A 26,247-nucleotide genomic window follows, 5' to 3' on the forward strand; every position below is an offset into this window, starting at 1 on the left:
GTTAGAACTAGCGAACGTCAACGTTGATTTGGCACGCGTGCTTGACCTCGCTCGAGATTAGTCCGCAGTTGATGGTCACCATGCACCGCTCGATGCGCAGTTGCGTTGCGCCAGATAAATGCCGCGTCGCCGCTATATAGGTAGCCGGCGAGGTCATACTTCGTGTCATTGGCATTGAGCATTGCGCGTAGTCGCATTTTTTTCGTACACATAGGGGACCATCGTGGCACTCGAAAGCAAGTCGATGGATGCGTGTCCCATCGTATGTGGACGGTTATCGCGGCGCTGTCAGGGCATGAAGAAAAAAGATCAAGGCGATGCTGATCTTGCGGTAGGGAAACCCTTAAACGCGGCTTCGACCGGTGCGGCCGTCTCGCGCCAACTGACGCCGTTGAATTGGCCACCTCGGGAAACGATCAGGTTGCCGCGGAATTGATCTCTGGTCTGCTCGCCCGCGCTGACATCTCCGTAACGCGGCGCGAGCGACCGTCACGTGCGCGCAATATCCTTGATTTTTCGGGCCGGCACGCCGCCGACGAGCGTATAGGCCGGCACATTCTTCGTGACCACGGCACCGGCTGCAACCACCGCTGCCTCGTGAATCGTCACTCCGGGCAGGATCGTCGCCCCCGCACCGATCCACACCTTGTTTTCGACGCGAATCTCATGGTGATCTAGCCTCCGCCCGAGTTTGGGGACAAACACGATATCGTGCGTCGCCGTCTCGAACGATACGTTCGGCCCGATCAGCACGTCGATGCCGATCGAGATCCGGCTGTTGCGACAGGCCAGGCGCGTATCAGCGTTGAGATACGTCCGGTCTCCGATCGAGATGCCGCGAATTGCTTCCTCGTTCAAGCTCCGCTCTACGGTCAACGGCCCGACGATCGTCACGTTTTTGCCAATAGACATGCCGGCCTTGCGGTATAGCGAAGCACGGATGTGATTGAAAGGGTCGTACCTGGGCAGCGCGTTGCCTAAGCTCACGAAAAGGTGTCGTTTCAGTGCCATCACTAACTTCATGGGGTTGTGTCGCTGCAAGAGATGGACGGTAGGCCGGTACGAGATTGCCGATGTGGGAATCGACGAGCGGTTGGAGAAAGCTGAGCGTGAATTTTTACCATAGAGCCGGATGTAAAGCTCTACGATTCCACTGCAACTCTCATCCTCTCAGATGTAACTGGACAGAGCGCTGCAGAGCGATGGAATGATTTCGCCATTTACTCGCAATGCCACTTCTTGTCGAACAAAAGGTGCTTGCGGCGGTACATCCCGAGTTCGCCGCTTGCCAGGATATTGAGGACGCACTGGCGACCGACGAGCTTTGGTTGCGTCGAAGCGAGCTCCTTCTATCTCTGCGACCGATGGACAGCGGAGGTCGGGTTCGCGCTAGTCAGCGTCATGAATATCCGCAAGTTCGAACCGGTACTGGTCGGAATCGATGATGGTGTATAGGTGAACTGACTCGGCACCTGACCCGGCGAGGCAATGTTGTAGTTCGCAAGGATGTAGGACTGCAACTGCGGATCGGTCTGTACCGTCGCTTGCGTCAGGATCGGTTTGCGGTCCGCCATAGTTCCCGACGGAATCCAGCGTGCGCAACTAAAGACACAGTCCCTGCTGAACTTTGCCGCTGGCCTAAAACCCGAACTGTGTATCGCCGTCGACGCGATGTTCTCCCGGCAATGCGAGTGCAGCGCTTTTTCGCAGCTTCGGATCGAATGCAAATTGATTATTCGGACAGTTTCGACATCGAATCGATTGAGCCACTTGCAAGCGCGAGAGCTGCCGCTGCCGACAACGCACCGCTGTAACTGTCGGTATCTGCGTTTCTGGCTGCCAGCAGTTGATTCTGCGCGAGCAGAGCATCCGTGATTGAACCGACGCCGTGCCGGTACGCGCCAAACGCGGCGGCGTAGGTCGTCTGTGCGGCGGCGAGCAGTTCATTGGCGGCCGCGTTCGCACTCAGGCTGGTCTGAAGTGCGTTCTGCGCGGCGACGATTTGGCGAACGGCCCCTTCACGGCTCCGCGCGAGGCGGGTGGATGCGCTGTCGGCATCATTACGAGCCTGCGCGAGCACCGCCGAGCGAAAACCACCGTCGTAGATTGGGATCGTGACGCCAACGATCACGCTGCCACCGTAATGGCCACCGCTCAGGTTCACCGTCGGCAGTTGCTGTCCCACGGCGGGCACGGCCGAAATCGAGCTACTCCCTTTGTTATACGCCCCCGTCGCAGAGACAAAAATCTTCGGCATGAATTCCGACTCGGCGACCTTGACTCTTGCCAGATTGACCCGTTCGGCCGCATATGCGCTCACTACGTCGGGGCGCTGTGCAATCGCGGACGACACGATCCGGTCGACTGAGTCGTTTACCTCTTTCGGCAGTGCATGCGCCTGCATTTCGGCGATCTTCGGTTTCGATAGCGGGGAGATGCCCATCGCGGAGATCAGCGTCAGATAGCCGTTGCTTTCCGCGCCCTGCGCCTCGACGAGCGCGAGCTTTGCCTGCGCTCGGTTCTGGGTGGCCTGGGCCACTTCGATGACGGTGCCGACACCATGCCGATAGCGCGACCGTGCCGCGGTCAGGATCGCATCGGCATTGTCGAGACCATGCCGCGTCGTCGTGAGTCGGGCACGCGCGGCCTGGTACGTGTAAAACGCGACGCTGACGTCGAAGATCACCTGCTGGTGCGCCGCCGTGAAGCCGACGTTGGCGATCACCGAGATCTGCGACGCAGCCTCGACGCGCGCGGCACGTCCGCCGAAATCGAATAGCAGCCACTGCAGCGCCAATACCGCGGTCGCCCCATGTCCCGATGCGCTCGCCGACGAATTGCCGAACGCGGTTGTATTGGCGTCGTGAAAGCCCGTGTACTGGCCCAACGCTGCGGCGGACAGTTGTGGTAGATAGGCGCTCTTCGCGATCCCAGCCGCGAGCGCCGCATTGCGTGCGTCGTTCCATGCGATGCGTGTCAGCGGGTTTGCCGATTCCGCCAGATCGATCAGTTCCGGCAGCCCGTAGGCGTGCGCATCGTCTAGCGCCGGGGGAGGCGGCACGGCGGCGAGTACCGAATTTGCGGGCAACGTATAGCCCTGCGGCGATGCGCCCGAGGCGGGCCGCCCCGGCACGATGGCACCGGTCGCATCGGTTTGCGGCTGCCACGGCTGGTCAGGACGCTCCGGCGCCATATCCAGCGACGACGTGGCGCATCCGGTCAAAACCGCCGCGGCCAGGATCGCGAGTGCGAATGGAGCGTTAAGCCGGCGCATGAGTCGTGGAGTCCTTCGACGCGTCGGCCGACGCGGCATGTTCGAGTTGAGCGAGGCGGCCATCGCCGAGTGTCAGCAATGCGGTGCGCATGTCGGTGGTTGCGGGATCCGGTTGAACGGGCGATTGGTGCGGAGCGGGTTGCGCAGCCGTTGCCGTGCCGCTCGCCACTGAAGCTGGCAACGGGCCGCCATTGAACCGCGAGAGCCAGCCGTCGATCGTGCGGTCGCCGGGGCCGTGTTCGGCGAGCAGGAACATTGGTCCCTCTATTGCGTGGAGCGCGGCCAGCCAGGCGCGGCGCTCAGCGATCCACTGTGGCTCCGGATGTACCCATGCCGGCTCGTAACGCATCAGCCCGAGATCGTTTTCGAGCGCGCCGCGCCGGGCCATGGCGGCCGCCGCCTGCGCGCGGCGCGTGCCGCTGTGTGCAAGCCCGGCCAGATGCTCCCACTGCTGCCGCAGCATGGTCAGCGCCGCGTCGACTTGCGCGGCGACGCTCACCGGCCAAACACGGGTGAAGATCAGGTACACAACTACATTGCCGAGCAGAATTCCGATCGTGCGGTCGCGCGCGAGCGTCAGATCGAAGGCGGGAGCCGCGCCCTGGATCACACACAGGAAAAACGCGAAGGCGACCTGAAATCCGGCATAGGAAATACGGGGCGAACCAAACGCGATCCACGCCGACATCGATGCGCCGATCAACACGAGCGCCATTAATTCGAAAACGGAGGTGAGCATGGGCGTTACGAACACGATCGCCGCTGTGCCAATGAGCGCGCCCAGCAGACATCCCGCGATCCGCAGCGTCATCTTTTCGACAGTCTCGGCGCTGGTGCCGAGCGACACCACGTACACGGTGATGAAGCAGGTGTGGATGCCGGGCCAGTCGAGTTGCGAATAGAGCAGGTAGCAAAACATCGCCGCCGAGGTGGTCTTCAGCGCGTAGCGGACATGCTCCTGATCCGAGAAAGCGTCCGGCAGGAAGAAGCCGCCGGGTTGGGCCGTAGGCGGCGAAGCTTCGGTATCCACAGGGACCACGGCGAAGCGGGTGATCGCGTCGTGCAGATTGCCGAGAACGACTTGCGCGAGCGCAGTTAGTCCCGTGGCGGCGGCCGGGTCGAGCTTGATGTCGACTGGATATCCGCCTGCGTCGAGCATCCGGGCCATGGTCTCCAGCGTCCCGGCGACCGGCTCGGCAAGCGCTGCCGGCAGGCGGGCCGAAGGTTCGCGCGCTGCCAGATCGGCCGCGACCAGAATCGCGAACGTCGATGAAACGGCTTGCCGCAGCGCGGGTACGTCCGCACGGGCCGACGATCCGTCGAGAACGGAAAGTTTGAGCCAGGAGTCGATCTGTCCGTCACCTTCCCTCAGGCAGCCGCCAAGTGCGTCACGCGTCGCGTCGGGCTCGCTCAGGCTGCGCGCGGCGACCCGCAGGCGCCTCGCTAACTCGCGACCGGCCAGCCGGCGCGGCGACGGCCCGAGCAATGCGTTTACGCATATCGACACCCCCACCGGAATCGCGACCATTAGCCACGCGTAGAACAGGGCGCGCGTCGCCACTTCGCCAAATGGCACGCTGCCCAACTTGTCGAGCGCATAGCCGACGATCAACGCGATGGTCGCGCCCACCGGCCGCAACTTGCTGGCCGACGTCAGGAACAGCAGTCCGAAGGACAGCATGGCGATGCACGACACCCGCCAGATGGGCTCGTCCAGCGCGAACAGGGCGACGACGAAAACGAGCCCGATAATCACGGTGATCAGCAACAGCAGCACCGAGCTGACAATCACGCTGAGCACCCGGTCAGGCCGGTTCAGGAAGAACACGACGTAGGCCGAAAGGGCCGCGTCCGGCGTGCCGTAAGCGCTCGTTACCAGCACCGTCAGCGCGCAGATCAGCGCGACGCGTAACGCCATCGCCGCGCGCCCGGGAGAGGGCGCGAGCAGCTTCAGGAGTTCGGCGGCGCCCGGACGGGCGAGATCACCGGCAGGCTGGGCCATGCCGGACCTCGACGATAGCGCTCGCGCCGACTCGAACGAGCCGGCTGGCTGGCTCGTCGAGACGTATACGCACGGGAAAGCGTTGGGCGACCCGCACCCAGTTCACGGATTGCTGCACGATCGGCAGCGCGCGGGGCAGATTGACCCGATCCGAATCGGACACGCCTGCGCCGATGCCGACCACGTTGCCGCGAATCGCCTGGCTACGGTCGATCATCGAATAGACCGTCGCGCAATCACCGGCTTCGATGCGCGCGAGTGCCCCCTCACGGAAGTTCGCGACGGCGAACCATTCGCCAGCGTTGACGAGCGTAAAGATCGACTGATTCGGCGCGACGGTTTCGCCGGCCAGCACCGACAGACCCGTAACGTAGCCACTTTGCGACGCGCGCACGACAGTGTCGTCGAGCCCATGTTGCGCGAGCGCGAGCGCGGCTTCGCGCGCATGCACCAGCGCGACGGCGTCTGCTTCGTCGCCGATTGTCTGCGCGCTCGCGCGCTTCTGCTCCTGCGCCTGCCTGAGCGACAAACCGGCGTCATGCTGGGCGACCTGCGCCTGATCAAGTTGCTGCACCGGGACATAACCTTGCGCCGCGAGCGGCGCGAGCCGCTGCACATTGCGCGCGGCCAGCTCGTAGTTGTGCGCCGCCTTGCCGGTCTGATCCCCGGCAATCACCGCATTCGCGCGTTCGCCGACGATCGTCTTCCTGCGCGTGTCGAGCGCCGCGTGCGCCATTTCAAGATCAGCCTGGGCTTGTGCTAGCGCGAGACGATAAGGAACCGGGTCAATCTCGAAGAGCACGTCGCCTCTTGCGACTCGCTGATTTTCCTGCACCGCGAGCCTGACGATCCGGCCGCCCACGCTGGCCGCCACGTGGACGACGTCGGCATCGATCGTGGCGTCATCGGTCGATGGAAAGCTGGTCGTCCGGTCGTAGGCGTAGACCGCCGCCGCGACGCCGATTGCGATGATCACGCAGGCAATCACGCGGCCCTTCGAAGACGCTGCGCGCAAACCGGCGATTTTCATAAAAGCTGCCCCGTTCCCGCAAGCCAGAAGAGTACGGCGACCGTCAGACCGGCCGCCACGCAGACGAAGAGCTGAAGCGGGACGACCCGTGTCCATCCGGTGGCGAGGAAAACCCGATGAACGATCAGAGCGCCGGCGAGGCCGACTATCGCGCTAACTAGCCAGAGTGGGAAATAACCGCCAAAGATTTCGTACGAAGGCGCGCCTCGTAGCGTGCAACCCTGTAAGGACACGCCTAGCGTAGCGATCGCAGACACGTGCCGCTCAGGGCGACCCATCGAACCGCACACGATTCTTTGAATGTTTTTGCAAGGCATTGCGGCTTGATGATCTCAATAAATCGACGAAAGAAACAACGAAACCAACGGTACTGTGTCAACATAACAAAGTCGCTCGCTGTTGGCCCCATCGACCGGAAAGCGAGGTGAGTCTCCCGTTCTGCATACATATCTGTCCGACCGAACAGGGCAGCTCGAACAACGAGCCTGCATGACGTTTGCTGAACAGATGCGTTCGCTTTTGCAACGAATGTGAGAAAAAGTCTGAAAACGACCTGCAAGGTGCGTGCGTACTCCGCCGTGATCATTCACGTCGGGACGGCCTGCATACAAGCTTCGGTCTATGAGTTCGCGCATTGCGTGATGACGGCCTTCTCCAAAACAGTTGCCAGGATCATTGCGCCGGCGTTGCAGGGTTTGGGTAGTGTTCTTTCTGCCGGCGCATAGACAAGAGACCCGCGGACAATTCGAGCGCCACTTAACGAGCATCTTCCTGGTTTGCGTGATGACCGCCGCAGCCAACGCTGTTCCTGATAGCAACCCGTCAATGAGTCACGCCAACTTATCGTCACAACGTTTTCACTGATCCGTTCAACAATCGAAATTGTCTTCGGGCAGTTCATCGGTGGTGCGCCATCCGCTATCTGTCGGCAGTTCGCGTCGAGTTCAGGCATTTCGCGTCCGTCAAACGATATGCTGCGGTCCTCGGGCAAACCCGAAAGAGTGTGTAGAAGCGCGAGCGTTGCGTGCCAGACCAACATGGACGGGCACTCGATGGGCTCTGAAGCACCATCCGGAGTTATCAGGTCATCGGCCATATCCAACCGCACACAGAATTAGGGATGCGCCAGCCCGTTGCTGCCATCCGTCAAACATCCAAACCTACCGATGTAACAGGCCGGCCCGTTGCGCAGCCGCCTGAATACCGTAGACAGCGGAAGCCGTTACCACGCCCGTCATTAACACGCCGAGCAACCCAAGCGAGACCGCGACGATCCGACCCGGCATCGTGGTCGGTATCACGTCGCCGTAACCGATGGTGAGCGCCGTGACTGCACAAAAGTAGAAAGTTTCACCTGGCGATGATTGTGTTCGCGTGGTTGCATCGACTGCGCCCCCTAAGTAATACATCGACGCCGACAAAATGAGGAAAATAATCAGTAGGATTGCCAGAATGCCTCGCAGGAGCCAGAGGATCCTGGCAATCTCGGCAACCGCGTGGCGCGGTTGAATCTGGGCGCGAACACCGTTGCGGGATGCATCGTTCAAATCATGGACCTCATAGTTTCTCAAGCCCCCTTCTTTCCGGGACCACCGCCTCACGGATATCCGTGCGGTACAACATTCTTTACGTCGACATCGCGCAAATCACGGCACTGCGCGCCAGAACAGAACTGGACAGATTGCATGAATCCTTGCATTGCCAGTTCGTCCGCGGTCTGCCCCATATCGCATTCACTCCGAAAATTTCCTGCAGGTCGACCATAACTCGTGCTGCCTGAGCGCTGAACCTGCCACGTAAGCCGAAAATGTACCGTCGGTCCGTAATTGTGGTGAATTCACTCATGCTGTTTTCCGGAACCTGGCGTTGCGAGGTGTGGCGCCCTCTTGCCAAGATGCAGCGTCAATCGGCCATAAATGCGAATATGTCTGAGCTGACGTGATCGGGCATCGTCGCGCAGAGGCCGTGCGATGCGCCCGGATAGACCTTCACGATCGAGTTCTTGACAAGCTTTGAACCGATAAGCGCGGAATCAGAAATCGGTACGATCTGGTCGTCGTCACCGTGGATAAAGAAAGTCGGTACATCGAACCGCTTAAGATCGTGAGTGAAATCGGTTTCTGAAAACGCCCGGATGCACTCGTATTCGCCAAGGATTGCGCCCCTCATGGCGATGGCAGAAAACGTATCGATCAGACCCTGGGAAGCCTTGACATTCGGCCGGTTGTATCCATAAAAGACGACGGCGAGTTCTTTGAAGAACCTCGCACGGTTGGTAGTTATGTTTCGGCGGATGCCATCAAATACCTCCATAGGCGTCCCGCCGGGGTTGGCGTCGGTCTTTAGCATGAGCGGCGGCACAGCGCCGATCAGGATGACTTTGGAGACACGTCTGGTGCCATGCCGCCCAATGTAGCGCGCAACTTCGCCCCCGCCGGTCGCATGTCCAACGAGCGTGGCATCCTCGATGTCCAGAAAATCCATCAGTGTGGCCAGGTCATCCGAGTAAGTATCCATATCGTGACCGTCGCCTGCCTGCGTCGATCGGCCATGTGCGCGGCGGTCGTGTGCGATGACGCGATAGCCACGTTGCAGCAGAAACATCATTTGCGCGTCCCACGCGTCCGCATCGAGTGGCCAGCCGTGCGAGAAGATAACCGGCGGGCCCTTGCCCCAGTCCTTGTAGAAGATTTCAGTGCCATCTTTCATCGTCACGTATGTCACGTTGCTTGCTCCTGCCCACCAAGTAGGAAGATTGCGCAGATTTAATGGATCAGGCGGCCTCACCAATCTGTAGCGTAGTGACGGCTCCGGCGAGTATCCTCTCGAGGATATTCAAAGGCGGCCGCGCACGGGTGCCCGCGGCTTAAAAACTGGATCGCCGCGATGGATGCGGCGGCCGGTGAGTGCACGGTAGCCATCGTTGCACGCGGTCACGCCGATCCACACCTGGTCGATGTAACGGCATCTCGTCGGATCGCACCACGACACCAATGCCACTAATTCACTCTGCAATTCGATCGCGCTAATCATGGAGACGTTTCTCCGGGTTGCGGCCGGCTTGCGTGATGACGGCGCCCGCCGATCCTCCCACGGCAGGCCACAAGCTCGTTGGGACACTGACGATTCCGGATTGGAAACATAGGCGATTGCGTCAACGATCCGCTGCCACAACGCTGTTTCGTACTGCGTATCCGGTTGCATGATTTCTCCAATGGCAAACCCCAAAAATGCACGGTTCGACACTTTGGCTACGCTACGCCCCACGTGAGCGAAGCGATGGCGGTCATGGCGTTACATCCAGCAGCGTAAGGCGCCGCGCGGTGGCACCGGCAGAAGTGCGGCAACGGAGATGCCACGCTGTCGCCCCCTCTTCGGTGCCACGGAGTCACTGTCGCCTTAGGACTTAAAGAATGCCAGGAGATCAGCGTTGATCGTATCCGCTTCGGTCGTAGGCATGCCGTGGGGGAAGCCTTTGTAGGTCTTCAGCGTCCCGTTGCGCAACAGTTTGGCGCTCAACGGTCCGGAATCTGCGTACGGCACGATCTGGTCATCGTCGCCGTGCATCACGAGAGTCGGCACGGATATCTTCTTCAGGTCTTCCGTAAAATCGGTCTGGGAGAAGGCGACGATGCCGTCGTAATGCGCCTTGGCGCCCCCTGCCATGCCTTGGCGCCACCAATTCTGGATGACCCCTTCGGACACTTTGGCGCCTGGCCGGTTATAACCGTAGAAGGGACCGGAAGGGACGTCGCGATAGAACTGTGCCCGGTTGTTGGCGACCTGCGCCTGGAACTCATCAAAGACCTGCTTGGGAAGCCCGCCCGGATTCGCGTCCGTCTTCACCATCAGTGGCGGCACGGCGCTGATCAGCACGGCCTTGTTCACGCGACTCTCGCCGTGACGTGCCAGATAGCGCACGACCTCTCCCCCGCCGGTGGAATGGCCAACGTGGATGGCACTTTTCAGATCGAGATGCGCGGTAACCGCCGCGAGATCGTCCGCATAATGATCCATATCGTGACCATTGGCTGTCTGGGTCGAACGGCCGTGGCCCCGGCGATCATGCGCAATGACGCGATAGCCGTGCCGCAGGAAAAACATCATCTGCGCATCCCAGTCGTCAGCGCTCAGCGGCCATCCGTGCGAGAAGACGATGGGCTGCCCGGTGCCCCAGTCCTTGTAAAAAATCTCGATACCGTCTTTTGTGGTCACATATTTCATGGTGCTCGCCTCTGTGTGATTGTGGAAGGAAGTTCCGGGTTGAGACGCATGGGCAGATTCAGGCCGGGCGAGAGGCAGCATGCCTATACAGGCGGCGGCAATAGCCCCGGAGCCAGTGCCCAGCAGTTTGCGACGCGACTCGGAGGACACGGATAAAGGGTTAGTCGATTTCAAATTATTCTCTGGGATGAAGGAAGACATTTGCACCCAGAAGGGTGACCGGGGATTGAAACGCTGCGGAGCCAAGATAGCCGCCTACCCGGCATCGGTCCTTGTGAGAACCTGATACGACCTGAAATTTTCTGGCGAGCCACGGTGGAAGGACGCGGGCGTGTCCAGTGATGAAGCCAGCCTTCGGACGCGGCGATGGGGTGATATCCGCGTTGTCCGGAGACCCCCGGCTCAATATTTACGGGAACGACGCGATCAGCGTCCGCGCGGCAACCAGATCGGCCGTGCCCCAGCCCTCGGAAAAGCGGGAGTAGACACCCTGCAGTAGTTCGCGCGCTTCCTGACTTTTTCCATGCGAGTGCCAGAGACGGGCAAGGCTAATGGCGCAGCGCAACTCCCAGGTGAGAAAACGCCTCTGGTGCGCGATGCATTGCGCCTCGGCCAGGACTTTTTCGGCGTCGGACACGGTAGCTGGCGACTTCATGAGCAGCATGAGCTCGCCTTTTGCGCGCATCAGTTCAGCCAGCGAGCATTCGTCGCCGCTCTGCTGCGCTCGCTCGATCGCCGGAATGACTAATGCCATGCCTTCGACCACCCTTCCTTGGGCGCCAAGCACCTGGCTGACTGCTGACAGGAAAGGGCTGAGCGTGACGAAAAAGCGGGCAATGCCGATTTCTTCAAGGGCTGGCTTGATCACGCGCTCGAAAACTTCCGAGTTACCCGATCGCAATTGAAGAAACGCCTCCCACATGCGTGCACGCGCTTTCCACGTCGAAACGCCGTGACGGCGCGTCGCGTGAGCAAGTTCAGCAACGGCGGTCTCCAGTACCGTGTCGGAGCCGGTCGTCAAGGCCGCGGTGCAAACCGCCTCGCTCAAAGCGAAGCACAACGAAGGCAAGTGATCAAGTTCGCGTGCGCTCTCAAACGCCTGCTCGGCGACTCGCATCGCCTGATCGGGGAACCCCTGAAAAAGCATCGTATGCGATAGCGATGAGCTCACCAGCATCTTTTCGTCGTATAAAAATCGCATTCGGTGAACGCGACTGGAACTGGCGTGGCGCTCGAGCGTTCGTTCGAGGTACATGCGGGCGTCGTCGAGTTCGCCGAGAAAGAGATGGGCGATTCCGATCAGACGGTTTGCGACAAGGTCATCGGATTTATGCGGAGACGCCGATGCCAGCTTTCCGAACCGGTAGGCAAACGCAAGCGTGTCTGCATAGAGGCCATTCAGGTACGAATAGCTCCAGCACCCCCAGATCCCACGCATTTGATATTCGGCGTCGCCGAGGGCTTCGGCGATTGCCAGCGCGGCCTTGAAGGCGAGGCCAGTTTCCTTTCCCGCACTCTGGTACAGCAAGCACGCGCCACGCGCCGCATAAAGCTTCATGCGGCGCTCATCCGCATTGATGGGCTGTTTATCCAGCCAGCCAAGCGACGCGTTGACCCGCGCCAGACACTCTTCGAGCAGCGCAAGCCGCATCGACAAGGGCACGCTGGCGATCGTAAGGTCGACGGCGACCTGCGCATCGCCCTCGTCAGTTAGCCCCCAACTGACCGCGGCGCGCAGATCTTCCAGATGGGGGCCATACGTAGCGCTCCAGTCGACATCCGCCCGAAACTCTGCCTCGCTTTCCGATTGCTGGAAAACAGCCAGGTAGTGCCGCGCATGCCTGTATGAAAGCTCACGCAGGTCCCCCCCTGCGAGCAGCTTATCTCGAGCATAGGCGCGCGTCGTTTCCAGCAGGCGATAACGCATGCGGCCGGCTACGTTGATGGCCGAAACGAGCGACTTATTAATCAACCCGATGACGCAGCCGGCGACATTGTCCGACGCCATGTCTGCAAAGCTGAGAACGGCCTGGGCCGATTCTAGCGAAAAGCTGTCGGCGAAGACACTCAAGCGAGCCAACACGATCTGCTCCGGCCTAGATAGTAGCGCGTAGCTCCAATCGAGCGTTGCACGGAGCGTCTGCTGCCGGGGCAGCGCCGTGCGCATTCCCTGAGTCAGCAACTGGAAGCGGTCTGTCAGCCGGTCAGCTACGCCTCGCAATCCGAACACAGACACACACGCCGCCGCCAGTTCGATTGCCAGCGGAATGCCGTCAAGCTGTCGGCAGATACGTGCCTCAAGTGCAAGCGAATGATCCGAGCTACGGAAACAGACTATTTCCGAACCGACCCGCGCGCGAAACAGTTGAACTGCGCCATACTGCTCCGGACCCTCAGTGAAATCGTCGGGAGGTACATCAAGGGATGCCACCCGATAGACGTACTCGCCCGTGATACGCAGAGCTTCGCGACTCGTCGCGATGACCGTGGCACCCGGCAACGCTCTCAGAAGGTTCTCCGTAATCCGCGCCGCAGCTTCAACAAGATGCTCGCAATTATCGAGCACGAGCAAAATCTGCTTATCCTGAATGTTCGCCGCGATGCGATCAAATGAAGGCGTGCCCTCGCCGGGCGGAAACCCCAACGCCCGTGCAATGGTCATGGGCAAAAATTCACTGGACGTGGTCGACGCGAGTTCCGCAAGGCAAACCCGCTCCGGAAAACGCGATGCGAGTTGCCTTGCCGACTCGATAGCGAGGCGTGTCTTGCCGATCCCGCCCGCGCCGACCAGTGTAACCAAGCGATGTGAAGCCGCAAGCTCGGTGATCTCCCGCAGCGCCGTATCGCGGCCGACCAGTGCAGACAGGCTAGCCGGGAGGTCGACGCACAGTACTCTCGACTGTTGCGACGACAACAACGGCGGCCGCACGCCACCCTTGAGATCACCGACGAATTGATAGCCCCTGCCTGAGACCGTGCGTATCGCCTTTCTGTCGTCGCCGAGCGCACGACGCAGAATCGAGATCTGACTTTCTAGCGTATTCTCTTCCACGATCCGTCCAGACCATACCAGCGCCATTAAACGGTCTTTGCTGATCGCTGAGCCGCGCCCCTCGATCAGAGCAAGCAGGAGGTCGAAAGCACGATCACCTATTTCGACAATCGCGTTGTCGTATGACAATTCGCGACGTCGCGGCAACACCGCACTTCGCCCGAAACAAAACCTTTCAATCGTCTGATCTGTCATTTCAGGTCTCTGAGGCAGCTATCTGGCGCTCTCCGGCGAGCAGGTGGGGCCGAGTGGCCAGTTAGTCCGCGTCACATCTCTTGCCGACAGAAGACAGGACGCGTAAATCTGGGTGGCGGTTCGCGAGTGAGCGCTTTCGCCTAATCCGGCAAACACGCCAAAGGGCGGTTGATCGGAGGGTGCCTGCGGGACCGGTGCCCCGACTGTCAACGATTGATGCGCAACCGGACCCGCCGCTCATGGCCGGGCCAAGGCTATCGAGACCGCGTCGACGGGTCGATGGCACGCGACAACCTGGAGTTAGACCATCAGACCTGTCGATCTACATGAAGGTAGCGGCCCAGGGTCGACTGCCTGAGCCAAATCTACCTTATATAGTGCCTTGCAATCCAGCTTTCCCGATCTTGAGGCGCTTTCCCGGTGGACGAGTTCGCGCCGCGCGGGTGATACGGTCCTTTTACCAAGGATGAGACACGACCTGTCGGATATTGCATGACCATGCTGGCAATCTCCGTTATGAGCATCAGTCCTGGGGTTGCAGCGCACGGCCGATGGCGGGGCAATCATCCGGATACGCGTAGCATTTTCCAGGCAGATAGGCCTGAGTGCAGGGCCGAACATCGACTAAGCTGGCCGATCCAGACGATGTATGTCATGCGTCACGAAACCTGCATCGTTCACCGGCATATCGAGCCACCGGTCCTGAGCGAGCGTTTTGCGGACATCGTTAAGGCCGTTCGCCCAGTGATCACGCATGGTCGACACTCCGAACTGGTAATCCTTGTAGTGCTCTTCATATGTTTTCACCTTATAGATGAGGTGCAGTATGTTGTATCGCTTGCTGCAAGCCAAAGACTGCGCTTCCCGGCACCACCGGTTGTCCTTTCGCACATCTTCCGGCACAGTCTCGAGCACGTGCTTCAGCATGTTCCGGAACAGTTGGTTGCGGTGCATCATGTCCGTCACGAAGCGCGTCCGGCTCGAATACTGGATATCCTTTAGCCGGGCCGCGACTTCGTTTAGATCCTTCGGCACCAGCCCTTGCGCGGTCCACAAGTCCACCTGAAATATCAGTGAATCTTTCTGTGGGGTAGCGCGTAGCACTTCATGAAGCGGCGTGTTCGACACCACCCCTCCGTCCCAGAAATATTCGCCGTCGATCTCGACAGGTGCAAACGCAGGCGGTAACGCACCTGAAGCCATGAAATGCTCGGGGCCTAGTCGGGTCTTCGTGTTGTCGAAATAGGCAAAATTGCCGGTTGCGACGTTGACCGCGCCGACGGACACATGGATATCGCCATCGTTAATTCGATCGAAATCGCATAGCCGTAACAATGTCGACTTCAGTTGCGACGTGTCGTACAAGCTGGCTTGCTCCGGACGCCTTTCGGCCCACGGGAAAAGCGGAGGAAGCCTCGGCACAAAGAATCCGTCCTGTCCCTGAACAATCGCACCCATCGCCTGAAAGTTGGTGAACGAGCGTCTCAGGTACTCGTGAGAGTTGAACAGCATGTTCTCAACGCTCGAAGGTACCGGCGGAGAATATGCTGGACGGCAAATAGTTTCCCAGAACTCGCGAAGCTTGCCGAGCCGGCTCTCAGGTGGATTGCCTGCAATGATTGCAGTATTGAGCGCTCCAATCGATATGCCGGCAATCCAGTTAGGGTGGATGTTGGCCTCGTGCAGCCCCTCAAACACACCTGCTTGATATGCACCGAGTGCGCCGCCTCCCTGAAGCACTAACGCCACGGTTTCGTACGAAGGCAGTTGTGTTCGCGTTGTTGAGATTGCTGCTCCGTGCAGATCCGCAGTGTCTTTGATTCGCCTGTCGACCGGTCCATGAGCTTTCATTGCATGAACCAACCATGGCTCACAACGAAGGACTGCCCAGTCAGTGCGGCCGACGGAAACGCGGACAGGAAGAGTACTGTTTGTGCGACGTCCTCGACGGTGGTGAATACGCCGTCCACCGTTCCGCCCAACATGACGCTTTTCACCACCTCGTCCTCACTGATGCCAAGTTCCTTCGCCTGCTCCGGGATTTGCTTGTCGACGAGGGGCGTACGGACGAAACCCGGACATACAACGTGTGAACGGACGTTATGTTTCGCTCCTTCCTTCGCAAGCACCCTCGCCAAACCAAGCAGCGCGTGCTTGGCCGTCACGTACGCCGACTTCAGTGGGGAGGCCTCGTGGGAGTGTACCGATCCCATATAAATGACAACCCCGCCTTTGTCTCCTTTATACATATGCCTGAGCGCAGCCTTAGTGGTGAGAAAGGCGCCATCTACGTGTATCGCTTGCATCTTTCGCCAATCCGGAAACGCGTAACTTTCGATGGGGTTCACGATCTGGATGCCAGCGTTCGACACGAGAATGTCCAGCGAGCCGAGTTCGGCCACGGCAAGATCGATACCGCCGTTCACTGCCTCCTCGTTCGTCACGTCCATTGCGACACCTATCGCTTTCCCGCCGCTGCGGATAACCTCGTTCGCAACCGCGTTTGCTCCCGCTTCGTTGAGGTCGGCGATCGCAACCGCGGCTCCCGCGCGCGATAGCGTTAAGGCGATTTCACGCCCAATACCGCTGGCGGCACCGGTGACTAACGCGACTTTCCCGGTAAGGGTTGATCCAGTGGAAAACATATGGCGACTCCTTCGAATAAGCGTGTTGTTGAAGTCAGCGTTGCGCGAGGTAATCAAAGACAACCTCGCCTAGTCCAAGCGTGAGATCGGCGATGACGTGCCGTGCCTCCACGATCTCTAACACGGGCAGTTCGGCCACCGGAGCAAGCGCATGCTGCGCCAACTCCAGCGATGCCGGCCCGGTCCAGGCCCCTTTCATGTGAATGTCCTCGAGGTAGTAGCGCACAAGTTCGCAAACTCTTGCGTTACCGTCGACGTGGGGAATGATCTTAAGCAGAAAATTCGGGCCCGCCAGACGATCTTTTTGCACGGCGACATCGAGAGCCCGGTGCTTGTATCCCATGGTGCCGGTCGCTACACGCACCGGTCCGTAGTTCAACGTGCCGATCAGAGTGTCGGTATGAACTTTCAGTGTTGGTTGCGCGAGCTTCTTGGGGAACCCCCACAATTCCCGCCCGCCCGCAATGGGCGGATGGTCGTCGAGGTACATTTGCAATGTATAGCTACCGCGAACTCCATTAAAAGACACTGGAATTACCTGTCCGCTTTCCGTGTAGTCTCCGAAGCCAGTCGAGTCCTGCATCCGGATAAACTCATAATGTACCAACGGTTCTTCAACTTGCAACGGTTCGGGTACGATTTCTCTTAGACGGTCCATGTCTGTGCGATAGGTGATGATCAGGAATTCCCTATCGCAAAACCTGTACGGTCCCATCGGAAATGCTGGACTCGTCAGCGGCATCGCAAATGCATTTTTACCAACACTCTTGATATCCATATCATAACCCCGGTTGGTTGCTGAACAGCGCGCTTTCGCTTTCAGCGAAACGGTGAAAGAAAAATCAGAGAAGGCTTGCAAAACCCGTTTTCGTTCCACGATCTTTTTGCGCCCGACCGGATCCACTTCGAAACTTCGATTTACGTTCGGCCGATATCTAATGGAGGTCTTGTCTAGTGCGGCTGTCAGGATTATGGTGCCAGCGTTACACCCCTTGTGAGTGCTCCCTCGTGCGGACGAATACACCGTGGAACCGCGTACCATTGGTGCGCCAGTCGGCGAGCGCGTTCCCTTATTGCGCGAGATACGGCGTCGCCAATGGTCGATCGACATGAAACCAGCTTTAAAGCACGATCCGTGACACTTACATTACCCGCCATAACCAGTTCTTAATCGCACGTTGTTTTTTAAACTGCAATTTCCCGCCGTCCGGTTCACGAAGGTAGGAGCGAAAGCGTAACGAAAAATTGAAATGTGATTCGATAACGTGAAGCAGATTGCCGACAAAGACTCCATGCCGAATGCGTAATCACCCCACCTGAAATCCCGCCGGATTCGTCATAATTCGTCTTCTGATGAGAAAGCAGAGAATTATTACCTTGCCGGAATTATTCCAGGTCGTGAAATGCCTCGCTCAGACAAAAGACGATGTTAGCAAAGATGAATTGAGAGCGGCTTGTGAAGAAAACCATAAAATTTGTGGTTTAGCACAGCGCCGCTTACATTTCGTTATCTAGAGTGACGGAAAATGCGTCATGAAACGGCTGAGCCGATCCCCTCGATCGTCCTGCGCGATGAAGGCTGAATAGACGCTCGCCTGTGAGTTCGGACGATCAGGTTCAGCTAAAGACCACGAAGGCGTACCACCATAGCAAGACGCGCGACCCAGTTCGCGTCGCTCAATGTGGCTCCCAGAATCTCCTCAATCCTCGTTAGTCGATAGTTGAGCGTATTAGGGTGCACCTTCAGCGCCGCCGACGCACGTTTCTGATGCTGGCCGTGCTCGAAGTACGCCGCCAGCGTTTGAAGAAGATAGGGCTCATGCGCGAGGCGCTCGATGATCGAGTCAAGGTAACGCAGCGCGTTGCCGGACTTCAGAACGCTCTCGTAAAGGGCGACGTCCGAATACATGAAACATGCGTCGCATCCCTTCGTGGAGTGACCGCTATCGAGCGCCTTGAAGCCCTCTTCCATGGATGCTGCCCATCCGGCGGCGCCAGTATTTGCAAGGCCCACACCAATTCTGCTGATTCCGGGTATGAATCTGATCAATGCCTGAGCGCGCGTTTGCATCAGTCCGTCCGTAATCAAAACGGAGTCGCCGCGAGTGGAAGGAATCCACACCACCAGATGACCACGATGAATGGTCCTGACGAGAACCTTGACATCCGCTTTTATGCTGTGGGCAATAGCGAGCAGCAACTGGTCAAATTCGTGTTCGATGCGGTCTGGTGGGACCTCCGGCATGCTGACATCCATGACAGCCGCAACATAAGAGGCTGTGGGATCGATGCTCAGGGCCTCGCATGTCTTGCGAAACCGTGTCTCATCGTCGGGGAATCTGAAGACCAGAGTGATCAGCTCGTATCTCAAGGCTTCTTTCCACCGGGCTCGCTGGTATTGTTCGTCCAGATACGCAGCAGATGTGCCTTGCGCCAGTTTGTCGAAGTGTTGCAGGAGATACGGCGAAACGGCGAACAGAAGGCCGTCCCTCACTTCGCGATCCTCGCCCGCCCCTCGCAGAAAGGCGCGCCACATACATAGACAGCCTATTCTGAATCCACGTAAAACGGAACTCAAAGGAATGCCCTGGTTCGCACGGCGCCGCCCGACCTCCTGGATGGTCGCGAAATCTTTCGGTGTCAAATCCTCGCCCGTGAGTAAAGTACGAAACCATAGCTCTCCCGTGAACGTTATATGCTCCCGAATATCATGCGCGGTTGCGGTTGGGAGATGCGCATAAGCATCATCCGATTCAACCGTCGATGCGAGGACTTCATCGACGATATCTGTCAACTCTGCTGACACGCGCAAGGTCACGTCATATAGTTTGCCCTCCAACTTCGGAATCCCATTCGATAAGAGCGATACCTTGCCTGCCTTCATTGCTACACCGTCATGCATGTCGCTTCTCCAGGAGTTCCGACACATCCTTATCGTAGCCGCCGTTTGTGTCGTGCCGAGCTGAGCGAATGATCGCATATCGCAGGCCGAAGGAGGTCCATCGAGTTTGCCGCGAGACCGGAAAAACGCTGTCATCGGAAGGCCGCGGGTTCTGCGGCAATAAGGCGGTCCGCTATGATGTACGGGACGACACGACTGAAAGGGCGTTGTCAAGTTGGCGGCTGTAGGCCAAATGTGCGGCGCACGCGTAGCAATCCTTATCCGATAGCTGTCTCGATTGCGGCTGAGACAGTCCAACCATGCCACGCGGCGAGACGTTCTATTAGTATGACGCGATGACATGCGGCGTTCATCCGATGTCTGTGCAACGCGAAGTGCTGACGGATCGGGCCGAAGCATGAAAGAAAAGCCTGCGTGCGACGCGCATCGCGAAAGCCACACATCTGGCGTTCGCGCCTACGGGTTGGCTGGTGACTGTTCTCGGCGCGGTTGTTTAAGCAGGTCATCATCGAAGCGCAAGCGCGCCAGAAACCGATTCAGCTCCTGTATTCGGCGGCCTGATCGCCGATCAGGCGCAACGCCGCTTGCCATCCGAGTTCGATTACCTCGCGCTCGCCAGGAGACTCGAACTGCCGCGCGGTTTTCTCGCGCACGGCCGGACTCGGCATGCGCAAGCGCGCATTGCCCGACATTGCGCCAACCTGGATCCTGCACGCCTGCTCGAGGAAATAGACCAGGCTGAACGCCTCCGCGGCACTCGGCGCGCCCACCAGAATCCCGTGATTGCGCAAAATCATCGCCTGATGCTTGCCGAGATCGCGGATCAGGCGCTCACGCTCTTCAGTATCGATCGCGATGCCCTCATAGTCGTGGTAAGCAAGCCGCTCATAGAAACGTAGCGCGTGCTGGCTGATCGGCAGCAGCCCGTCTTCCTGCGCCGACACCGCGCTGCTCGCGGCCGTATGCACGTGGATCACCCAGTGCATGTCCTCGCGTGCAGAATGCACGGCCGAATGAATGACGAAGCCCGCGACGTTCACCCGATGTCTGACCGGATCCGGATCGCGCTCAACAACGCAGCCCTGCGCATCGATCTTCACCAGGTCCGAGGCTTTCATTTCATTGAACAACACACCGTACCGGTTGATCAGAAAGTGATCCTGCTCGCCGGGAACCCGTGCAGTGATGTGCGTATCGATCAGATCGGTCATCTTCAGATGCGCCATCAGCCGGTACAGTGCGGCCAGTTCGCAGCGAACTGCCCATTCCGTTGTACCTGTCGTCACTTCGGTGCCTCCATGGCGTTGATCGTGGCCTTCGTGATTGCGCTGGTCGGCGACAGGCCCCACTTCTTCTGCAGCTTCGCATCTGAATCGTCGTCCTCTCATGGTAGCGGGCAGTTCGATGACGCCGTCGGTGCCGTCGGCCAGCAGATGACGATAGAGCTCCAGCATCTTCGGCGCCAACACGCGCTTCATAACCGCCGTACGACATGGTGGGTGACGGGGCGCTTGTAATGCTCAGGGTCCTTCGCGGTCCACGCGGCCCCTGCATCGACGTCGACAGCCAGGAACAGGGCGCTCTGGCTGCGGCCGTGCCTGCCGTCGGGCCACGGATAGACCGGTGCGAGCGGCGCAGCGTTCGCCGGCCGCAAGGGAATGCGGTTCATCGGGGAATTCTCCACTTGAAATCGACCGTCCCACCTTCTTCAACCGGATGCTACGCTACAGGCGGCAATGGAGCCGGTTACCGCTGCGTGAATGCCAACCAGAAAAATTCCACAGAATTCGCGCCGCCGCATAACGACAATATCAATCGCCAGTTCATGTATGGAATAGGCCAATATTGGTCCGCCATAGCGTTACTGCATGACTGCCTTTTACTTCCCGGCGTTGACGAGCGCCTTCGGCACTGCGTGTTGCTGCAAACCCCATTTCGCGAGAATCTTCTGGTACGTTCCGTCTGCGACCAGCTGATTGAACGCGGTAGTCAGCGCAGTGTTCAGCGCCGTATTGTCTTTCGACATGCCGATCGCGGTGTACTGAGACAGGAACGGCTGGCCAATCGGCGCATACGCGTTCTGCTCCACCGAGTTCTGGTAGGGCAAGGTTTCGCCGCCCTGCACCGCCGCATCGATCCGGTTCTGCCGCAATTGCATGCGCGCATCCGAGGAACCGTCCGTACCCACGACTTTGACCGGCGGCTTGCCTGCCTTCACGCAATGCTCGCCACTCCAATTAGCAATGTCGTTCGGAAACGACGTACGCCGACTCGCGCCGACCGCCTTGCCACACAGCGCGTCCATCGAAGCGAATTCGCCGGCGCGGGCTTTCACCGTGTAGAACTGCGGGCCGGTAGTGATGTAATCGAGGAAGTTCACCGATTCGCGGCGTGCGGGCAGATCGGTCATGCCCGACAGGATCACGTCGACGCGATGCGTGGTCAGCGCGCTCATCATCTGGTCGAAACTGGTTTCCTGCCATTCCAGCTTGACGCCGAGTTTCGCGGCGAGGGCTTCGCCGAGGTCGACGTCGAATCCCATCAGCTTGTCGGTGGTCGGATCCTTGTACTCGAACGGCGGATAGTTCGGCACGATCGCGGCCACGAGCGTGCTTTTGCCAATCGACGTTGCAGCACTTTGTGCATGGGACAGCGGGGTGTGCAGAGCAACGATGCCAACTACCAGCGTGACTAGCTCACGCAAACGACGGTGTGCGTTCATGGACAACTCGCTTCAAAAAATGAAAGTGGAGGCAGGTCCCCGCCGGGGACCCGCCGATAGGATCACGACAACACTGCGGAAATGAAATTTCTTGTGCGGGCCTGCCGCGGTTGCGACAGCACCTGCCCGGGCGTACCCGTCTCGACCACCTGCCCCTGATCCATGAAGACCACCCGGTTGGCCACTTCGCGGGCAAAGCCCAGTTCGTGCGTCACCACGATCATCGTCATGCCGCTCTTCGCCAGATCCCGCATCACCGCCAGCACCTCCCCCACCAGTTCCGGGTCCAGCGCCGAGGTCGGCTCGTCGAACAGCATCAGCTGCGGATGCATCGCCAGCGCCCGCGCGATCGCCACCCGCTGCTGCTGGCCTCCAGAAAGCTCCACCGGAAACGCATCGCACCTGTGGCCCAGCCCCACCCGCGCCAGCAACGCGCGCGCCTCTTCTTCCGCGTCCTTGCGCCTGCGTTTGAGCACCTGCACCGGCCCCTCGATCACGTTCTCCAGCGCCGTCTTGTGCGGAAACAGATTAAAGCGCTGGAACACCATGCTCGTCGCCAGCCGCTGGCGCGCCACCTGCCGCTCCGACAGCTCGTACAGCCGGTGGCCCACCCTGCGGTAGCCCACCAGTTCGCCATTCACCCACAGCGCCCCGTCGTTGATCCGCTCCAGCTGGTTGATGCAGCGCAGGAACGTGCTCTTGCCCGAGCCCGACGGACCGATCACGCACAGCACCTCGCCTTGCGTGACATCCAGCGTGATGCCCTGCAGCGCCCTGAAATCCCCATACGACTTGCGCACGTCCACCGCGCGCACGACTGAATTCATCCCGGCTCCTTGTCCTGCGGTCGCTGGCGTGTTCATTTGCGCCCCGATGCGCGGCCCGCCCCGCGTGCATAGTGCCGCTCCACCCGCGACTGCGCGAACGACAGCACCGTCACCACCACCAGATACCAGATCCCCGCCACCATCAGCAGCTCGATCACCCGCGCATTCGCGTAGTAGATGTTCTCCGCGTTGTGCAGCATCTCCGCGTACTGGATCACGCTCGCCAGCGACGTCAGCTTCACCATCCCCACCAGCTCGTTGCCGATCGGCGGCACGATCACCCGCATCGCCTGCGGCAGGATCACCCGGCGCAGCGCCTGCAGCCGCGGCATGCCGATCGACTTGGCCGCTTCATACTGGCCGGTATCCACCGACAGCAGCCCTGCACGCACCACCTCCGATGTGTACGCTCCCTGGTTGATCCCCAGACCCAGCAGCGCCGCGAGAAACGGGGTCATCACGTCCACCGTGCGCAATTCGAACAGCCCCGGAATGCCCATCGACGGGAACACCAGCGCCAGGTTGAACCACAGCAGCAGTTGCAGGATCACCGGCGTGCCACGAAACAGCCACACGTAGCCCTGCGCCACCGCCTGCAGCACCGGGTTCGACGACAGCCGCATGATCGCCGTGATGACGCCGAGCACGATGCCCAGCGCCATCGCCAGCACCGTCATCACGATCGTGTTCACCAGTCCCGTGAGAATCGGGCGCGCCGTCAGGAAGCGCCCCACGTAGCGCCATTCGATCTGCCCATGCGCGAACGCCAGCACCACATACGCGACCAGCGCGAGGATCGCCGCCGAGGCCACGTAGCGCCCCCAGTAACGTCGCTTCACGTGCTCCAGGTGCGAAATGCTGCCGAAGTCGGCAGCCATCTCCGCCGCCTGCTGCTGGGCCGGAGCGGACAGCGCCGCCTGTTCGTTGGATACACTTACCATGATGGTCCCTTGTAGTCGGCCGCCCACGCGGCCTGCCTGGCGAGCGCCTCACGCAACCGTGCGATCTGCTCCTCGACCCGCGCGGGCGCCGTGCCGCCATAACCGCTGCGCGCGGCCACCGCCGCCTCGAGCGTCACATGATCCAGCACCGACGCTTCCAGCCGCGCATCCACCTGCGCCAGTGTCGCCACCGACACCTCGCCCAGCTCGATGCCCTGCTCTTCACAAGCACGCACCAGCGCTCCAGTGATCTCGTGCGCCTCGCTGAACGGCACACCGCGCAGCGCCAGCCAGTCCGCCACTTCCGTCGCCAGAGTAAAACCGAGCGGCGCCTGACGGCGCATTTCGTCGACGTTCACGTGCATCGTGCGGATCATGCCCGCCATCGCCGGCAGCACCAGTTCGAGTGTGTCGATACTATCGAACGCGGCGATCTTGTCTTCCGCGAGATCGCGATTGTAGGCAAGCGGCAGCGACTTCAGCGTCGCGAGCAGACCGCTCAGGTTGCCGATCAGCCGGCCCGCCTTACCGCGTGTGAGTTCCGCGATGTCCGAGTTCTTCTTCTGCGGCATGATGGAACTGCCGGTCGCGTAGCCGTCGTCCAGCACCACCCAGCCGAACTGGCGCGTTGTCCACAGAATCACTTCTTCCGAGAGCCGCGACAGGTTCACCGACAGCATGCTCGCGACGAATACGAACTCCGCGACGTGATCGCGCGAGGCGACCGCGTCGATCGAGTTCTCGCACGGTGCGTCATAGCCTAGTTCGGTAGCGGACAGCTCCGGGCTGAGGCAGATCGCCGAACCCGCCAGCGCCGCCGCGCCGAGCGGCGAACGCGCGCTGCGCCGGTCCCAATCGAGCAGGCGGTCGACGTCACGATAGATCGACTGCGCATGAGCCAGCAGGTGATGTGCGAACACGACCGGCTGGGCCGGCTGCAGGTGGGTAAAGCCCGCGGTCACACTGCGCGTATGCACGCGCGCCTGTTCGATCAATGCGTTTTGCAGATCGATCACCGCACGGGTCAGCGTACGCGCCTTGTCGCGCAGGAACAGGCGCAGGTCGTTGGCCGCCTGGTCGTTGCGCGAACGGCCGGCGCGCAACTTGCCGCCAGTCGCGCCCAAACGCTGTGTGAGTTCGCGCTCGAGGAACGTGTGCACGTCCTCGTCATCCTCGGACGGTCCGACTTCGCCAGCCAGATACTGCGCTTGCAGCCGGTTCATCTCGGCCAGCAACTGCTGCAATTCTCCCTCGGTCAGGATCTGCGCACGGCGCAATTCCCGGGCATGCGCGCGCGAACCCGCCAGATCGTACGGTGCGAGGCGAAAGAAGCTCGCGTCCGAGCGCGACAGCGCCCTCAGCGCGACCGACGGGCCAGACTTGAAACGGCCGCCCCACAAACGCTCGATCGGTTCGGTAATGTTCATGCCTGCACGTCCTTTCAGTTGAGTTGAGTCGAATTCACTCCACTGTACGTATCCAGTTTTTCTTCTTGTAGCGAGAATTAAATTCGGTTCAAATGAAATTTTTCTCAGCATCTCGTCACGCTTTATGAGAAACCGTCTGCCGCCGCTTAATCCGCTACGGGCGTTCGAGGCCGCCGCCCGACGCTCGAGCGTGGCAGGGGCCGCACAGGAATTGCATGTGACCGCGAGCGCGGTCAGCCACCAGATCCGCATTCTCGAAGCGACGCTCGGCGTCGCCCTGTTCGTCCGATCAAAGGCGCGTGTGAAGCTGACACGCGAAGGCGAGGCGCTATTGCAACCGGTCAAGGGCGCATTCGACATGATCGCCAATGCGGTGGTGAAGCTAGGCTCGCCGGAAATGGCGGGCGACCTCGTGGTGTCCACGCCGCTGCTGTTCACATCGCGCTGGCTCGCGCGGCATATCGGCGAATTTCTCGATCATCACCCCGGAATCAACCTGAAGGTCATCCCGTCCAACGACGATCGCGAGGTCTATTCACCCGACGTCGACGTGTGCGTGCGCTACGGCGAGGGCCGCTGGCGCGATCGTCACGTCACGCTGATCACGCACCCCTCGCTGTTTCCAGTGGCCAGCCCCGCATTGATGAACGGCCCGAACGCGATCCGCAAGATCGAAGACCTCGCGGGTAGAGCGCTATTCTGTGAACACTCGGGATCGTGGATGCGATGGCTCGCTCACGCGTCGGCCGACAAGCTGGAAGGTATCCGGATTCTGGAGATCGGCAATGCGCACATCGGCATCGAAGCAGCCGTGCACGGCCAGGGCGTGGCGCTCGGCGACAGCTTCTCCGTACGCGACGACCTGGTGGACGGAACGCTGATCCGGCCGTTCAGCATTACCGTGCCGTCGCGGCACGCCTACTACCTGGTCACCCCGCGCGAGTTATCCGACAGCCCGCTGGTGTCGGCGTTCGCGATGTGGCTGAACGACAAGGTGGGGTGAGCC

Annotated in this window: 22 protein-coding genes and 1 pseudogene; 1 reads left to right on the forward strand and 22 read right to left on the reverse strand. The window is 60.1% G+C overall.

What is annotated here, in order from left to right:
* Window positions 1-489 precede the first annotated feature (489 nt).
* The 22 genes and pseudogenes from ACOCG7_RS13705 to argH form a co-directional block, all read right to left on the reverse strand.
* The gene (locus ACOCG7_RS13705; protein ID WP_421375920.1) at window positions 490-1,011 is read right to left on the reverse strand and encodes an acyltransferase; all 522 of its coding nucleotides are present in this window, start codon (window positions 1,009-1,011) and stop codon (window positions 490-492) included.
* A 721-nt stretch (window positions 1,012-1,732) separates the two neighbouring features.
* Window positions 1,733-3,274, reverse strand: coding sequence for a TolC family protein (locus tag ACOCG7_RS13710; protein WP_421375922.1), 1,542 nt, complete (start codon window positions 3,272-3,274; stop codon window positions 1,733-1,735).
* Entirely contained in the window at window positions 3,261-5,276 is a 2,016-nt protein-coding gene (locus tag ACOCG7_RS13715) for an FUSC family protein (protein ID WP_421375924.1), read from the reverse strand. The genes ACOCG7_RS13710 and ACOCG7_RS13715 overlap by 14 nt, the downstream gene beginning before the upstream one ends.
* Entirely contained in the window at window positions 5,257-6,306 is a 1,050-nt protein-coding gene (gene mdtN / locus ACOCG7_RS13720; RefSeq protein ID WP_421375926.1) for a multidrug transporter subunit MdtN, read from the reverse strand. The genes ACOCG7_RS13715 and mdtN overlap by 20 nt, the downstream gene beginning before the upstream one ends.
* Entirely contained in the window at window positions 6,303-6,584 is a 282-nt protein-coding gene (locus ACOCG7_RS13725; RefSeq protein WP_421377632.1) for a YtcA family lipoprotein, read from the reverse strand. Before ACOCG7_RS13725 ends, mdtN begins: the two co-directional genes overlap by 4 nt.
* Window positions 6,585-6,925: 341 nt before the next feature.
* Window positions 6,926-7,402 carry a DUF3331 domain-containing protein gene (locus ACOCG7_RS13730; RefSeq protein WP_421375928.1) on the reverse strand — a complete coding sequence of 159 codons (477 nt, stop codon included), beginning with the start codon at window positions 7,400-7,402 and terminating at the stop codon, window positions 6,926-6,928.
* A 64-nt stretch (window positions 7,403-7,466) separates the two neighbouring features.
* Complete coding sequence (locus ACOCG7_RS13735; protein ID WP_421375930.1) at window positions 7,467-7,877, reverse strand: potassium channel family protein; 411 nt, start codon at window positions 7,875-7,877, stop codon at window positions 7,467-7,469.
* A 331-nt stretch (window positions 7,878-8,208) separates the two neighbouring features.
* A complete protein-coding gene (locus ACOCG7_RS13740; RefSeq protein WP_421375932.1) occupies window positions 8,209-9,030 on the reverse strand; it encodes an alpha/beta fold hydrolase in 822 nt (273 codons plus the stop codon).
* A gap of 111 nt (window positions 9,031-9,141) precedes the next feature.
* Entirely contained in the window at window positions 9,142-9,510 is a 369-nt protein-coding gene (locus ACOCG7_RS13745; protein ID WP_421375934.1) for a DUF3331 domain-containing protein, read from the reverse strand.
* 195 nt (window positions 9,511-9,705) lie between these two features.
* Window positions 9,706-10,530, reverse strand: a complete 825-nt coding sequence (locus ACOCG7_RS13750) for an alpha/beta fold hydrolase (RefSeq protein WP_421375936.1) — start codon at window positions 10,528-10,530, stop codon at window positions 9,706-9,708.
* A 409-nt stretch (window positions 10,531-10,939) separates the two neighbouring features.
* A complete protein-coding gene (locus ACOCG7_RS13755) occupies window positions 10,940-13,777 on the reverse strand; it encodes an ATP-binding protein (protein WP_421375938.1) in 2,838 nt (945 codons plus the stop codon).
* A 624-nt stretch (window positions 13,778-14,401) separates the two neighbouring features.
* Complete coding sequence (locus ACOCG7_RS13760) at window positions 14,402-15,628, reverse strand: DUF3734 domain-containing protein (protein WP_421375940.1); 1,227 nt, start codon at window positions 15,626-15,628, stop codon at window positions 14,402-14,404.
* On the reverse strand, window positions 15,625-16,422 hold the full coding sequence (locus ACOCG7_RS13765; protein ID WP_421375942.1) for a 3-hydroxybutyrate dehydrogenase: 798 nt from the start codon (window positions 16,420-16,422) through the stop codon (window positions 15,625-15,627). The genes ACOCG7_RS13760 and ACOCG7_RS13765 overlap by 4 nt, the downstream gene beginning before the upstream one ends.
* Window positions 16,423-16,456: 34 nt before the next feature.
* Window positions 16,457-17,200 (reverse strand): acetoacetate decarboxylase, encoded by a 744-nt coding sequence (locus ACOCG7_RS13770; protein WP_421377634.1) that lies wholly within the window; start codon window positions 17,198-17,200, stop codon window positions 16,457-16,459.
* 843 nt (window positions 17,201-18,043) lie between these two features.
* Window positions 18,044-19,324: a PucR family transcriptional regulator gene (locus ACOCG7_RS13775; protein ID WP_421375944.1), complete on the reverse strand. Its 1,281-nt coding sequence runs from the start codon at window positions 19,322-19,324 to the stop codon at window positions 18,044-18,046.
* 257 nt (window positions 19,325-19,581) lie between these two features.
* Window positions 19,582-19,821: pseudogene (locus ACOCG7_RS13780) on the reverse strand (IS6 family transposase); the annotation flags it as partial.
* Window positions 19,822-19,860: 39 nt separating this feature from the next.
* Window positions 19,861-20,802, reverse strand: a complete 942-nt coding sequence (locus ACOCG7_RS13785; RefSeq protein ID WP_421375946.1) for a class II aldolase/adducin family protein — start codon at window positions 20,800-20,802, stop codon at window positions 19,861-19,863.
* Window positions 20,799-20,993, reverse strand: coding sequence for a hypothetical protein (locus tag ACOCG7_RS13790; protein ID WP_421375948.1), 195 nt, complete (start codon window positions 20,991-20,993; stop codon window positions 20,799-20,801). The genes ACOCG7_RS13785 and ACOCG7_RS13790 overlap by 4 nt, the downstream gene beginning before the upstream one ends.
* 210 nt (window positions 20,994-21,203) lie before the next feature.
* Complete coding sequence (locus ACOCG7_RS13795) at window positions 21,204-22,046, reverse strand: ABC transporter substrate-binding protein (protein WP_421375950.1); 843 nt, start codon at window positions 22,044-22,046, stop codon at window positions 21,204-21,206.
* Window positions 22,047-22,108: 62 nt separating this feature from the next.
* The gene (locus ACOCG7_RS13800; protein ID WP_421375952.1) at window positions 22,109-22,873 is read right to left on the reverse strand and encodes an amino acid ABC transporter ATP-binding protein; all 765 of its coding nucleotides are present in this window, start codon (window positions 22,871-22,873) and stop codon (window positions 22,109-22,111) included.
* 32 nt (window positions 22,874-22,905) lie between these two features.
* Window positions 22,906-23,814, reverse strand: coding sequence for an amino acid ABC transporter permease (locus ACOCG7_RS13805; protein ID WP_421375954.1), 909 nt, complete (start codon window positions 23,812-23,814; stop codon window positions 22,906-22,908).
* A complete protein-coding gene (argH, locus tag ACOCG7_RS13810) occupies window positions 23,808-25,241 on the reverse strand; it encodes an argininosuccinate lyase (RefSeq protein WP_421375956.1) in 1,434 nt (477 codons plus the stop codon). The genes ACOCG7_RS13805 and argH overlap by 7 nt, the downstream gene beginning before the upstream one ends.
* A 124-nt stretch (window positions 25,242-25,365) precedes the next feature.
* On the opposite strand from argH, the gene ACOCG7_RS13815 reads away from it, so the two are divergent.
* The gene (locus ACOCG7_RS13815; protein ID WP_421375958.1) at window positions 25,366-26,244 is read left to right on the forward strand and encodes a LysR substrate-binding domain-containing protein; all 879 of its coding nucleotides are present in this window, start codon (window positions 25,366-25,368) and stop codon (window positions 26,242-26,244) included.
* The last annotated feature ends 3 nt before the right edge of the window (window positions 26,245-26,247 follow it).

The sequence above is a fragment of the Paraburkholderia sp. DD10 genome (assembly GCF_049177125.1).
Taxonomy (GTDB): domain Bacteria; phylum Pseudomonadota; class Gammaproteobacteria; order Burkholderiales; family Burkholderiaceae; genus Paraburkholderia; species Paraburkholderia terricola.